Source organism: Neorhizobium tunisiense, assembly GCF_039631515.1.
Taxonomy (GTDB): domain Bacteria; phylum Pseudomonadota; class Alphaproteobacteria; order Rhizobiales; family Rhizobiaceae; genus Neorhizobium.
The window spans coordinates 19,474-31,674 of record NZ_JBDIUU010000011.1 but is presented as its reverse complement, the minus strand read 5'-3'; the positions used below and the strand labels follow the sequence as shown (position 1 = coordinate 31,674).

Sequence of the window (12,201 nt, the reverse complement as noted above, 5' to 3'; positions counted from 1 at the left end):
ATCCATTCGAACGATAACTAGCAACGGGTTTGGGGGCTTTAGGTTTGATAGCCTATAGGCTATAGGTTATCACCATGTTCAATATCACGCTCCGGCGTATGGAAGTCCTGGTTGCAGTGGTCGAGGAAGGAAGCTTCGCGGCCGCCGCCGACCGTTTCGGCATCGCACAGCCATCGGTCAGCGCCCATATCATGGCGATCGAGAAGGAAATCGGCGGCCAGATCTTCGTGCGGCGCCGGGGCCGCAAGCCGCTGCTGACCGAGATCGGTCAAAGCGTGCTGCAACATGCGCGCGAGTTCCTGGCCGAGGCCGACGACATGCGCGCAGATGTCGTGAAAATCCGAGGCGAGACCGGTCAGCAGGTCGTTCTATCGTGCCAGAGAAGCCTCGCCAATTTTGTTCTGCGAAAGGATCTGACAGACTTTGCGATAGCGCGGCCGGATATCCAGCTCGTCCTAAGAATCGGCAAACAGGAGGATGTTTTTTCCGAGGTCCGCGACGGCGTGGCAGACGTGGGCTGTTTTCTGGGCAACGAAGACCTGCGAGGCGTCCGGGCTGAAACCATCGGCCGGGAGAAGCTGGTTCTCATTGCCTCGCCAAACCACCCCCTTGCCCACCGCAAGCGCGTCAAGCCGCAGGACGTGGCGCGCTACGACTTCGTAGGTCCTCCGCCCTCTTCGCTGTTTGGACGCGGTGTCTCAAAGCTTCTGGCGAATGCTGGTATCAGCCACGTAAAGGTCGCGGCGCAGGCGACGGAGTACCAGTTCCTGCGCGAGTTCGTGGTTGCTGGTGTAGGCATTGCCTGTTCGCTGGAACGGAGCGTAGCGGCTGATCTCGAGCGGGGTGATCTGGTTAAGGTCGATTTCGCAGGAGATGAATTGGGCTTCGATGTACGGCAGATTGCATCAACCCGCCGCGCTTTGTCCAAGCCAGCCAGTGACTTGATGGAATTTCTCCGCTCCAGACACCAAATGCCCGGTTAACGGGAGATGTCGTGTGAGACCCCTCCTCAGTCGGGGAGATCGCTGGCGGATCGGCCGCAGGCCTTGCCCTTCATCCACAACTGCGCGCAGTTCGTTTAGGTGACGACAGATCCTCTCCGGCACTTGAGGGGTCGAGGCGACGAAGATATCGACCAGGTGTTCGAAATGGTCGGCAAGCGGGCCGCCGCCATCATGCGGGCCGAACACGGCCTTTCCGTTGGAGGGGCGGCGGATATCGTCGTCCTCGATGCAGCAGACTAGCGCAGCGCAATCCGTACGGTCGCTTCGCCTCTTGCCGGCTGGAAGGCCGGCAGGAAGACATTCGTCCGCCCCAAAGCGCATATTCTGGAACACGGAGGTCTGGCCGGTCGATAGGGGTGACCGAGCGAGGTGATGCCAAAGCGGAAACCAGGGCCGAGCGCTGCGAGACAAGCTGATTCGGCAATGCCGAATCCCCGCATAGACGAGACGTTGCTCAAATTAGATATACCACGTAGTATATTTCTGGCCTGGGTTGTGTCAAAGCATGTTTGGTCAAGATTGGCGGAATCGAATTCCGTGTTAGAAGTCATGACTCATCTCGGCGCTGGAGACAAAATCCGGGGTCAGGCAGAGACGTCGGGGCCTCGCGGGGGGTACGGAGAGAGATGTGAACAGGACTGACAAGTCGGTGGTTTCATTGGAAAAGCGTGGGAAATCGCTGACGGAGCAGGCCTATGCGATATTACGTGAACGCGTCATAATGGGTGAACTTCCGCCCGGTGTGGACGTTTCGGAGCCGGAATTGGCCGATCAGTTGCAGATGAGCAAGACGCCGGTGCGGGAAGCGCTCGCGCGTCTTTGCGTCGAGGGCTTGATGGAGGCTTTTCCTCGTCGCGGCTATCGTGTCACTCCGGTGACTTTGAAGGATATGAACGACCTTTTTGCAGTTCGAGGCGTGCTCGAAGGGACCGCGGCGGCTCTGGCCGCCCAAAGCCTGACCGAAGATGAACTCGATGCGCTCGACGGGTTGGCGGATGCCAGCTACATCGTTGGTGAAGATGTCAGCACCAAAACGTTCGTGACGTCGAACGAGACGTTCCATTCCGCGATTGCTCGGGGATCGCGCAATCCGCGCCTGCATTCGCTGGTGATGAGGCACCTGGAAGAATGCGCCCGGCTTTTCTACATGGGCACACGAATCCGCGACATCAATCCGGAGACGATGAACGACCACCATCGTATCGTGGCGGTTCTCCGGCAGCGTGACAGCGAGAAGGCCCGGCTTGCGATGATCGAGCACAACGAGAATACCCGCAAGGGGCTGTTTGCGGCGATGGTCGCCTATCCGCAGTCAGGTATCTCGCTTTAACGGGCTGTTCCGGCCTTTGCGGTATCAGTTCTGCTTCACCAGATGCCCCCGGGGGGCGATGCTACTGCGCTGGCGTTGGCCGCCAGAGAATTCGTGCGGGAAACGGTGGGCCATCTCAGCCGTCAGGCCCCACCCGCTCGAGGAGATCGACCGCCTTTGCCCGCGCCTCGGTTTTTTTTCGCGAGCCCATGCGCGATCATCGGTCCGGCGATCGCGTCACCTATGCGCATGCGCCGACCGCGTAAGATATTACGTAAGATATTTCATCTTGCCAAGAAGGTTCCAGTGAACGAGGATGATTTCACGGAGTGATCGTTTCCGGGAGAGGGTGTCATGGCCGATGACGTTCGCAAATCAGTTCTTGTTACGCCGCTCGACCTGAATGGGCTGCGCAATTCAGGCGCGGATGTGACGGTTCTGGCGGTCCACTCGATCAATCCCTATACCGGCCAGCCGTCCTTCAGGGGACAGCGGATCGAAGGCGCGGTCGATACGGAAGCCTACTCTGATTTTCAATCGCCGCCATCCGTGGAAGGCGGTCAGCGCCCGCTTCCCGAGATCGGTGTCCTGCAGGAAAAGGCGCGCCGATGGGGGCTGCGGCCGGAAAGCACGATCGTCATCTATGACGGGGACCGCAGCATGACAGCCGCCCGCGCGTGGTGGGTGCTGAAATGGGCGGGTCTGCCGGATGTCCGCGTACTGGACGGCGGGTTTTCTGCCTGGGTATCGGCTGGTCTTCCAACGACGGACGCCATCACCATTGTGCAGCCAAGCACGATTGGCTTGTCGCCGGGGCATATGCCTGCGTTTGACGCGAGCGATGCTCTTCGCTTCGGGAAAGAGGGAATCCTTCTCGATGCGCGCATTCGGCCCAATTACATCGGTGGTCCTGTTGCGGAGGGCCAACCCGCGCGTGGCCATATTCCTCGTGCGATCAGCGCGCCTGCGCCGGATAACGTTACCGACTATGGCAACTTCACCGACAGCGCCACGCTGAGAGAGATGTACCGTGCGCTGGGCGTCGATGGCTCTTGCGACGTTGGCGTTTATTGCGGCGCCGGCATGTCGGCCGCACACACCGTGCTTGCGCTTGCCGCCATCGGAATACCGGCGGCGATGTATCCGGGATCGTGGTCCGCATGGGTTTCAGATACGACCCGTCCCGTGATTACGGGTGCCGATCCTTTTTGATTGATGGACGATCAAAGGACAACCATCCTCAGGGTGAAATTCTCTTGTTGCGGTGGATGGTAGGTAGGGATTGCCTATCCAGCACAAAAAATGTGCGTAAGCACTCTTTGTCTAAAACAGGGTCACTTCGACTTTATATGTCTTGCCGCGGACTTTATCGAGGAACCCATGTTGACGGGTGGAGGCACAGCTTAATTGCTACCACGGCGCGAGAGATGTTGTGAACAATTATGATATAAATCTCATCTTTGAGATTTCTCTTGCCGACATGGAGATACTGTGAAAGCTTGGCCGCTTTCCGAGGCGGGACAGGTAGGGTGCGGGCGTAAACCCCCGCAATGCCAATAGTTCTCCCATTAACAGACATGGAGTTATCGGTGGGTCAATCGGAGCGGATGATCGATATCACGAGTGTTCACAAAACATTCGTTGCGGACCATGGAACGGTCACGGCACTGGAGCCGGTCAGCATCACGATCAGGGAAGGCGAGTTCATCTCGATCGTCGGCCCATCCGGATGCGGCAAGTCGACCCTTCTGCGGTTGATCTCCGGTCTCGATCAGGCAAGCGGCGGTACGATTACCCTCGACGTAGCGGGCGCCGTGCGTCCGGTCGGTTTCGTCTTCCAGGAACCGGTGCTGCTGCCCTGGAAGACCGTCCTCGAAAATGTCCGCTTCCCCCTCGATACATCCGGGGTCCGTCGCGCCCAAGGTGACAAGACCGCGCTCGACCTGATCAAGATGGTCGGGCTCTCAGGTTTCGAAAAGGCCCTGCCGCGCCAGCTATCCGGCGGCATGCGCCAGCGCGCCGCCATTGCCCGCGCGCTGTCCGACGACCCACCGATCCTTCTGATGGACGAACCCTTCTCGGCCGTCGATCTTCTGACCCGCGACAACCTTAACGACGAACTGCTTCGGATCTGGCAGTCGACCGGAAAGACCATCCTGCTCGTGACCCACAGCGTCGAGGAAGCCGCTTACCTCGCTGACCGGGTGATGGTGATGACGGCGCGGCCCGGCAGGCTGAAATGCGTGCATGATGTCGATCTTGCGCGCCCGCGGGGCGAAGACACCAAGCTCGATCCTGCCTATCATGCGCTGGTAGCCCAGTTGCGGCGTGACTTGAGAACGCCCGCCGGGGAGGCGCATTGATGAAACGTCGCCTTTCCGCGGCGGTCGACTACGCTCTGGCGCTGCTCATGCTTCTGGCCGCCTGGTGGTACGCAACCGGCCCGATGGCCATGCCGACCTATTTACTGCCATCGCCGCTTCGGACCTGGAACGCGCTCGCCGGCATCGCCATGACCGGCGAATTGTGGATGCATCTCGGCTTCACACTGCAGAACATCATCGTCGGCCTCATTCTCGGCTGTATTGCGGGCACCGCCATCGCCTATGTCATGACGCGTTTCCCGAAGCTTGCCACCTGGCTCGATGGCCCGCTGGTCATTCTTCAGACGGCACCGAAGATCGCGCTCGCGCCGCTTTTCGTGGTCTGGTTCGGCTTCGGCATCATGGCGAAAATCGTTCTGGTCTTTTCGCTGGTATTCTTCCCTGTCTTCATCGGCGCTGTCGCCGGTTTCCGCACGCTCGACCCGAAGATGAAGGATCTTGCGAAGCTGCTCGGGTTGAGCGCGCTGCAGCGGTTTCGCCGGATCGAATTGCCGGCGGCCATGCCGGAGGTCTTCGTCGGGTTGAAGATCGGCGCGGTACAGGCGCTGGTGGGCGCCGTATTGGCGGAATGGATGGCGGGCAAGGTCGGGCTCGGTTACCTGATGACCTTTGCATCCGCGACATACAAGACACCGCTTCTGTTTGCGGCCGTGCTGACGACCGTGGCGCTCGGGCTGCTTCTGCATGTGGCGCTGACTTTCCTTGAGCGTCGGCTGCTGTCGTGGAAGGGCGTTGCAAATGGCTAAGACCAGCGCAGCCTTTCCCTGGAAAAATGGCCGTCCCCCGCATCTGCCCTGCGGCCCCGGTGACATTGCCGAAAACGTGCTGACGCCCGGCGATCCGGACCGCGTCCGCCTGCTGGCCGGCATGCTGGAAGACGTCACGGATTTCGGCCGCAAGCGCGAATTCGCCGTCATTACCGGCACCTATGAAGGCAAGCGCCTGACGATCTGTTCGACCGGCATCGGCGGCCCCTCGACGGAAATAGCCCTGGTCGAACTCGCCATGCTCGGCGCCCGGCGCGTCGTGCGCATCGGCGGCATGTCGGCGCTGGTGGCAGAGTATAATGTCGGCAGTTTCGTCGCCGTCGACCGGGCGATCGGCGACACCGGTACGGCGCTTACCTATCGTGCTGCCGGCGGTAAAGCACAGGCATCTGCTCGCATCACGCAAGGCCTCGTGGATGCGGCGGCCGGCCTCGATCTCGTTTGCCGGCCCGGCATGGTCGCATCGACCGACAGCTATTATTTCGGTCAGGACCGCCGCTATCGCCCGCTCGAGGGCGCGGATCATGGTCACGGCAATTTCATTGATACTTTCCAGGCCAGGGGCGCCATCGGCGTCGAAATGGAAAGCGAGATCATTCTGACGGTTGGAAGCGCCATTGGCCTCGAAACCAGCTGCCTACTTGGTGTCCATGGAAATCGCGTCACAGACGACTGGCTCGACGACTATGAGGCAACCCAACGAAACCTTCTGCGGATAGCCGGAAGGGCATTTTCCTCCACTGAATGGGAACTCAGGAGCCAACCATGATACAGTTTCGCGTCATGACCGCAGCAAGCCTTATGGCCCTGCTCACTTCACCGCTGTTCGACTCCGCCGCTCTGGCCGCCGACAAGGTCGTAATGCAGATCGACGGCGCCGCCGTTCCGTTCTATGCACCGCTTTATGCCGGGGTTGAGAAGGGCATCTTTGAAAAGAACGGCATCGAGGTCGAATTCATCTATGCCGGCGCTGCCGACATCCTGACCAATATCGCTGCAGGGAACGTCGATTTCGGCTTCCCCAACGGTGACGCAGTCGTGGCCGCCGCTGCCAACGGCTTGCCGGTCAAGGTCGTACATACGACCTACCAGCGCGGCATCGGGGCGCTGCTCGCCAAAGAAGCGAGCGGTATCAAGACCTACAAGGACCTGAAGGGAAAAAAGATCGCAGTTACGAGCCTGGCCAGCCCTAACTACCTGCAGCTGCAGGTGGGCCTGAAACAGGCAGGTCTGTCGCTCGGCGATGTTACGGTCGAGGTGGTCGCCACGGGCGCGATCATGCAGTCGTTGCAATCCGGCCAGGTCGATGCGATCGTCTTCTCCGAACTGCGTAAGTACAACCTGGAAGCCGACGGTACGAAGGTTACGATGATCCTGTCGAACGACTTCCTGCCGTCTTTCGGCAACGTCGTCGTCACGAGCGCCAAGAGCGTTTCGCAGAGGGCAGATCTGGTCAAACGTTTCACCACCGCAGTGACCCAGTCCTACGAATGGGTCATCGACGGCCATGTCGGCGATGCGATTGATATCTCGCTGAACAAATACACGCCCACCTGGCCGAAGGAGCAGAAGGCGATCCTGGAGACAGCCTTCCAAAAGACGTTCGTGCCGTCCGTCTGGCAGAGTCCGCTCACCAAGAACAAGGGCCTTGGCGCCGCTGATCTTGCCGGCTGGCAGAAAAACGCCGATATTCTGGCGGAATACAAGGTGATCGACGCGGCCCCCAAGGCTGCTGATTTTGTTGTCGATCCGTCCACGATCGGTAAGTAAGCATGATCCTGCGTGGCATAGCAGGCCTGATCGCGACCCTCGTCCTTTGGACGGCGGTCGTCCATCTCTTCAATGTTCCCGCGTATCTTCTTCCGGGGCCGGTTGAAGTCCTTTCGCGTATCGCTTTCCTGTACGAGAATGCCAAGCTGCTTCGGCATATCGGCGTCACGCTTTCGGAAATCGTTGCGGGATTCGTGTTCGGAACGATCGCCGGAATCCTCTCCGGCGTCGTTTTCGCGCGTCTCCCGCGCGTCGAACGTTTTTCCACGCCGCTGATCCTGCTTCTCCAGACCGCGCCGAAAATCGCGATCGCGCCTCTGCTGCTTCTCTGGCTGGGCATTGGCCCGACGCCAAAGATCGTGCTGATCGCGATCGTCACCTTCTTCCCTGTCATGCAGGGCATGGTTACGGGGCTGCGATATGGAGAGGGTAGCTTTCGCGATCTCGCAAAGGTGCTGAAGCTCAGCCCATGGCAGAGTTTCTGGCATATCGAATTGCCATCCGCGCACCCGGCGGTTCTGGCCGGCATGGCGGTTGCGACCACGCTTGCCATGACGGCTGCCGTCATCGGAGAACTGATGGGGGCCAACGAGGGGCTCGGCTATCTCCTGTCATCGGGCCAGGAAAACAGCGATACCGCCGTGGTCATTGGCATGGTTGTGTTGCTGTCCCTGATCGGGTGGGCCTTCTACGAGGTCATAGAACTGATCCGTCGCTGTTCAATCGGCCGTTTCCAGCTCAACTGAAACAATTGCCATGGCCCGTGTTTTCCTCTGCGTCCTTGATTCAGTCGGCTGCGGCGGCGCGCCGGATGCTGGCCGCTACGGCGATGAAGGATCCAATACTCTCCTGAATATCGCAAAAGCCTGTGCCGAAGGGCGGGCCGAGGAGGGCAGGAGTGGACCGCTGACGCTGCCTAACCTCGATGCTCTCGGCTTGGGCGCTGCTATCCTGCTTTCCGGCGGCCAGCAGGCGCCAGGACTGGCGGCCGCGCCAAGTGCCACCGATGTCCGCTGGGGTGCGGCGCAGGAAAGTTCCGCCGGCAAAGATACCCAATCCGGCCACTGGGAGCTCGCCGGCGTTCCGGTGATCCGCGACTGGCATTATTTTCCCCGCACGGTGCCCGCCTTTCCGCCTGACCTTATCGGTGACCTGATCACCCGGTCCGGCATTCCCGGGACGCTCGCCAATTGCCATGCCTCCGGCACCGAGGTGCTGGACCGGGTCGGTCAGGAGCATATCGCGACAGGAAAGCCGATCGTCTATACGTCCGCCGATAGCGTCGTGCAGATCGCCGCGCATGAAACGCATTTCGGCCTTGAGAGACTGCTCGATCTGTGCCGGATTGCAGCGGATATCTTTCATCCGCTCAATGTCGGTCGCATTATTGCCCGTCCATTCGTTGGTGAGATGCCCGGCGAGTTCGTCCGCACCGCCAATCGCAAGGATTTTGCGATTGCCCCGCCGGCGGCCACGATCTGTGACAGGGTAGTCTCGGCGGGTGGTGCGGTGCATGCGGTCGGCAAGATTGGCGATATATTCGCCTACAAAGGCATTACCGACGTCTCGAAGGGCGCTGACGACATGGCGCTGTTCGACCACGTTCTCGGCTGGTGTGATCGCGCGGCAGAAGGCGATCTGGTATTTGCCAATTTCATCGAATTCGACAGTCTCTGGGGCCACCGGCGCAATGTCGCCGGCTACGCGCGGGCGCTCGAAACGTTCGATGCACGCCTGCCTGAGCTAACCGCGCGGCTTCGCGAAGGCGATCTGCTGATCATCACGGCGGATCATGGCAATGATCCGACCTGGACCGGAACAGACCACACCCGCGAACGGGTGCCGGTCCTTGCAACCGGGCGGGGGATCGCTCCCGCCGAGCTCGGCATCTGCGCCTTTACCGATGTTGCAGCAATGGTGGCGTCACATTTGGCGCTCGGCTGAACAAAGCACCGTTCAGCCGCCGATACCGAAAGTCGCGCCGCGCGTCGCCCAGCCCGTCATGCGTTTCTCGACAAAGGCAAACATCATGTACATGACGATGCCCATCAGCGCGATCACCACAAGGCCGGCAAACACCAGTGGTATATTGAAGTTGGCGGAGGCCTGGGTCATCAGCGTGCCGATGCCGCGGTTGGAGGCAAGCGTCTCCGAGATGACCGAGCCAACAAAGGCCAAGGTGATCGATATTTTGAGCGACGCAAACAGATACGGCATCGAGCGCGGAATGCCGATCTTGCGGACGATATCCAACTGGCTGGCACCGAGCGACCGCAACACGTCGCGCAGGTCCGGCTCGATCGTGGCAAGCCCGGTCGCCACATTGACGGCAATCGGAAAGAAGCTGAGCATGAATGCGGTGACGATTGCCGGCACGGTCCCGATGCCGAACCAGACGACGAGAATCGGCACGATCGCGACCTTTGGAACCGAGTTGAAGCCGACCAGCATCGGATAAAGACTGGTATAGGCAAGTCGTGAGGAGCCGACCAGGATACCCAAAAAGGCGCCGAATGCGACGGCGACGGCAAAGCCGACCACCGTGGTATAGAGCGTCTGACTGGAATGAAACCAGATGACAAAGGCGTTGTTGTAAAGTGCCACCATCACCATCGACGGCGACGGCAGCACGAAGGGCGGGATGTCGAAAGCCTTGCAGGCCAGTTCCCAGAGGATGAGCAAGGCCAAAGGCAGGACGATCGGACCGGCGCGTTCCATCATGTTCATCGCGCTGCCCCTGCAGGTGTTGTGGGTGCACCGGTTGCCGCCATTTCGATCGGCATTCTCTGGGCACGAATGTCGGCGCGCAGCTCCATTACGTTTTCGTTGAACGCGGGGTCGATGAAGGTCTGCTCACCCCGCGGGCGGCTGAAGGCGCCTGTATTGACCGTGCGAGCGACGCAGCCCGGGCGGTTGGACATCACATGCACGTCATCGGCGAGATAAAGCGCCTCGCGCAAATCGTGAGTGACCAGGATCGCGGTGAAGCGCCGTTCCAGCCAAATCGTCTGCAGAACATCCCATAGCTCCTCACGGGTAAACGCGTCGAGCGCGCCGAATGGCTCGTCGAGCATCAGAAGGCGCGGCTGATGGATCAGCGACCGGCACAGCGAGGCGCGCTGCTGCATGCCGCCGGAAAGCTGCCAGGGATAATGATTGGCGAAACTCTCAAGACCGACGATCCGCAGAAGGTCCATCGCCCGCTCGGTGAATTCCTTTTTCTTCGCCCGCAGTTGGTGGCGCTCGGGACGGACCACCTCCAGCGGCAGCATCACGTTTTCCAGCGTCGTACGCCACGGCAGGAGGTTCGGGTTCTGGAACGCCATGCCGACGATGCTGACCGGGCCGGAGATTTCATGGCCATCGACCACGACAGCGCCGGTGGTGGCGAGCATCAAGCCCGTCACCAGTTTCATCAACGAGGATTTCCCGCAGCCGGATGGGCCAACCACCGCGGCGAAGGAGCCCTCCGGTACTTTCATATTCAGGTTCGATACCGCCAGCGTCTTTCCATAGGAAAGGCTGACGTCAATCAACTCGACGAGATTTTTCATCCAGGCCGCCAGAACTGTGGTTTTGCTAAGATTGCGAGAGACTTACTTCGGCGGAATCCGCTCGGCGGCCGGCGGCAGGAATGCCGTCGTGTAGATCTTTTCCGGAGCCGGCGCTGCGATCTTGTAGGCATCGGCATTGGTCTTGATGGTCAGGGCCATACGGGCAGGATCGACGAAACCGAGGCCATTCTTTTCGAACAGGGGCGATTTCAGAACGCCCTTGTCGATCAGGAACTGCAGGCGCGCCGTTTCCAGCTTGATGTCGTAGAGCGGCTCTATTTCCTTCATCGCCTGCATGCCCGCTTGCGGGTTCTTCAAAAGTGAGATTGTGCCGGCTATCGATGCCTTGACGAAGCCCTTGATGATCTCGGGGTTCTTGGCGATGTAGGCGGGCGTGGCAACCAGTGCACTGCCGTAGAGGTCGAGACCGTTATCGGCATAACCGAGCACGGTGATATCCTTTTCAGGCACGCCTGCGGATATCAAGTTGAACACGGATGTCGAGGAAAAGCCGGAGATCGCATCGACCTGGCCCTGGACCAGCATGGTTTCGCGCAGGTTCGGTGCCATGGTAACCCAGCTGACCGAGGCCGGGTCGATCTTGTTGGCCCCGGCGAAGGCGCCGAACATCAAGCGGCTGGAATCGGCCTCCGGCGCGCCAAGCTTCTTGCCGGCAAGATCCGCCGGTGTCTTGATGCCGGATTTCGCCAGCGCAATGACCGAGTTCGGGGTTTTGTCGAACACCTGGTAGAAGGCGATCAGGGCACGCTCCGGGTTCTCGGCATTAAACTTGATCAGCGAATTGATGTCGGTGAAGCCGATGTCGTAGGCGCCTGACGCTACCTTGACGATCGTGTCGCCCGAGCCATAGCCGCGGTCCATCGTGACCTTAAGGCCGTTGGCCTCAAAGCTCTTTTCCTTCAGCGCCAGGCCCCAGATGGCGTGGTTGCCTTGCAGCGTCCAATCCAGCGAAAATTTGACGGGCGTCAGGGTCTGTGCGGCGGCTGAGATTGCGGAGCCGATCAAGATTGAAGCGGCAACCGACAGCGCTAAAACTGCTCTTTTCATTATGTTCCCTCAATTTTATGGTGAAGACGAAGTGTGTATCGCATAAATTAGACGACGTCTAGAAAATTTTCCGAATTCTCGTAAAATGAAAAGAAGCAGAGTTGCATTTACGGCGAAGACGGAGGTATCCAGGCAGTGATTTAAGCCTCGGTTGTTTTGGATACGCCAAATGGCGTGGTTTGAGCAACCGGCAGAAGCGTGAAGCTTGGTCTGGAATTGCATCGGAGCCGATTGCGGATGAGCGTCGGCAGTTACCACGGCGACCGCACACCCGATGCTCCATGCTTGATGGCAAGGCTCGGGAATCGTGATGAACGGTGGATCAACCTGCAGTACGTCTCGTGC

At 59.8% G+C, this 12,201-nt stretch carries 13 protein-coding genes and 1 pseudogene; 10 read left to right on the top strand and 4 right to left on the bottom strand.

The window, feature by feature from the left end; genetic code table 11:
• Positions 1-74 precede the first annotated feature (74 nt).
• From ABCW43_RS26165 to ABCW43_RS26155, 3 genes are all read left to right on the top strand, one after another.
• Positions 75-983: a LysR family transcriptional regulator gene (locus tag ABCW43_RS26165; protein ID WP_345929953.1), complete on the top strand. Its 909-nt coding sequence runs from the start codon at positions 75-77 to the stop codon at positions 981-983.
• A gap of 99 nt (positions 984-1,082) precedes the next feature.
• Positions 1,083-1,244, top strand: coding sequence for a hypothetical protein (locus ABCW43_RS26160; protein WP_345929951.1), 162 nt, complete (start codon positions 1,083-1,085; stop codon positions 1,242-1,244).
• A 388-nt stretch (positions 1,245-1,632) separates the two neighbouring features.
• Positions 1,633-2,334 (top strand): GntR family transcriptional regulator, encoded by a 702-nt coding sequence (locus ABCW43_RS26155; RefSeq protein WP_345929949.1) that lies wholly within the window; start codon positions 1,633-1,635, stop codon positions 2,332-2,334.
• Between the two features lie 54 nt (positions 2,335-2,388).
• On the opposite strand, the pseudogene ABCW43_RS28880 reads toward ABCW43_RS26155, so the two are convergent.
• A pseudogene (locus ABCW43_RS28880) lies at positions 2,389-2,567 on the bottom strand (ABC transporter ATP-binding protein); the annotation flags it as partial.
• Between the two features lie 100 nt (positions 2,568-2,667).
• Here ABCW43_RS28880 and ABCW43_RS26150 point away from each other — a divergent pair.
• The 7 genes from ABCW43_RS26150 (at position 2,668) to ABCW43_RS26120 (ending at position 9,178) form a co-directional block, all read left to right on the top strand.
• Positions 2,668-3,525: a sulfurtransferase gene (locus tag ABCW43_RS26150; RefSeq protein WP_345929946.1), complete on the top strand. Its 858-nt coding sequence runs from the start codon at positions 2,668-2,670 to the stop codon at positions 3,523-3,525.
• 395 nt (positions 3,526-3,920) lie between these two features.
• Positions 3,921-4,676, top strand: coding sequence for an ABC transporter ATP-binding protein (locus ABCW43_RS26145; protein WP_345929944.1), 756 nt, complete (start codon positions 3,921-3,923; stop codon positions 4,674-4,676).
• Positions 4,676-5,443, top strand: coding sequence for an ABC transporter permease (locus ABCW43_RS26140; protein WP_345929942.1), 768 nt, complete (start codon positions 4,676-4,678; stop codon positions 5,441-5,443). Before ABCW43_RS26145 ends, ABCW43_RS26140 begins: the two co-directional genes overlap by 1 nt.
• On the top strand, positions 5,436-6,233 hold the full coding sequence (locus tag ABCW43_RS26135) for a nucleoside phosphorylase (RefSeq protein WP_345929940.1): 798 nt from the start codon (positions 5,436-5,438) through the stop codon (positions 6,231-6,233). The genes ABCW43_RS26140 and ABCW43_RS26135 overlap by 8 nt, the downstream gene beginning before the upstream one ends.
• Positions 6,230-7,234, top strand: a complete 1,005-nt coding sequence (locus ABCW43_RS26130) for an ABC transporter substrate-binding protein (RefSeq protein WP_345929938.1) — start codon at positions 6,230-6,232, stop codon at positions 7,232-7,234. Before ABCW43_RS26135 ends, ABCW43_RS26130 begins: the two co-directional genes overlap by 4 nt.
• 2 nt (positions 7,235-7,236) lie before the next feature.
• The gene (locus ABCW43_RS26125; RefSeq protein WP_345929936.1) at positions 7,237-7,980 is read left to right on the top strand and encodes an ABC transporter permease; all 744 of its coding nucleotides are present in this window, start codon (positions 7,237-7,239) and stop codon (positions 7,978-7,980) included.
• Between the two features lie 10 nt (positions 7,981-7,990).
• Positions 7,991-9,178: a phosphopentomutase gene (locus ABCW43_RS26120; RefSeq protein WP_345929934.1), complete on the top strand. Its 1,188-nt coding sequence runs from the start codon at positions 7,991-7,993 to the stop codon at positions 9,176-9,178.
• A 12-nt stretch (positions 9,179-9,190) separates the two neighbouring features.
• Here ABCW43_RS26120 and ABCW43_RS26115 read toward each other — a convergent pair whose 3' ends face one another.
• From ABCW43_RS26115 to ABCW43_RS26105, 3 genes are read right to left on the bottom strand one after another with little or no spacing between them, the layout of a single operon-like run.
• Positions 9,191-9,961, bottom strand: a complete 771-nt coding sequence (locus ABCW43_RS26115) for an ABC transporter permease (protein WP_445739007.1) — start codon at positions 9,959-9,961, stop codon at positions 9,191-9,193.
• The gene (locus tag ABCW43_RS26110; RefSeq protein ID WP_345929932.1) at positions 9,958-10,788 is read right to left on the bottom strand and encodes an ABC transporter ATP-binding protein; all 831 of its coding nucleotides are present in this window, start codon (positions 10,786-10,788) and stop codon (positions 9,958-9,960) included. The genes ABCW43_RS26115 and ABCW43_RS26110 overlap by 4 nt, the downstream gene beginning before the upstream one ends.
• Before the next feature lie 42 nt (positions 10,789-10,830).
• Positions 10,831-11,856 carry an ABC transporter substrate-binding protein gene (locus ABCW43_RS26105; protein WP_345929930.1) on the bottom strand — a complete coding sequence of 342 codons (1,026 nt, stop codon included), beginning with the start codon at positions 11,854-11,856 and terminating at the stop codon, positions 10,831-10,833.
• Between the last annotated feature and the right edge of the window lie 345 nt (positions 11,857-12,201).